Source organism: Dysgonomonas mossii (assembly GCF_004569505.1).
In the GTDB taxonomy this organism is placed as follows: Bacteria; Bacteroidota; Bacteroidia; order Bacteroidales; family Dysgonomonadaceae; genus Dysgonomonas.
The window spans coordinates 1-511 of sequence record NZ_SPPK01000040.1; the positions used below are offsets into that span (position 1 = coordinate 1).

The following is a 511-nucleotide window of genomic DNA, read 5'->3' on the forward strand; positions in this document are numbered from 1 at the left end:
GTGCTAGCCAACAAGGCGCAGCCATCGATCTATGCGCCGTACAGCATCTTTGTCGCGGAAATCGCCTCGACGACGAACGAGGCGCTGCTGCTCGACGCGCGCCTGAAACAGGCCAAGGATGACGACGAGCGCCTGCTGTACCTGGGCGCGGCGCTGGAAAACCTGCGCGGCACCTTCTTCCGCCAGGCCATGTTCGCCGAATTCGAGGCGGCCATCCACGGCAAGGTCGATAAAGGAGAAGCGCTGACGGGCGAAGAGATCACGGCCATCTATGCCGATATCCTCAAGCGCTACCACGGCGAAGCGCAGGGCGTCATGACCATCGACCCCGCCTACGCGCTGGAATGGGCCTACGTGCCGCATTTCTATCACGGCTTCTATGTGTTCCAGTACGCCACCTCGATCGCGGCGGCGCAGGATTTCGCGCAGCGCATCCTCGACAAGGAACCGGGCGCCCTGGCCGCCTACCTGAAAATGCTCGGCGCGGGCGGCTCGGCCTACCCGTATGAGC

The 511-nt window shown here is 63.6% G+C and carries 1 protein-coding gene; it reads left to right on the forward strand.

Going from position 1 to position 511, the window contains the following annotated elements; translation table 11 throughout:
* The coding region (locus E4T88_RS18845) for a M3 family metallopeptidase (RefSeq protein WP_167755480.1) at positions 1 to 511 on the forward strand (511 nt) is incomplete at both ends.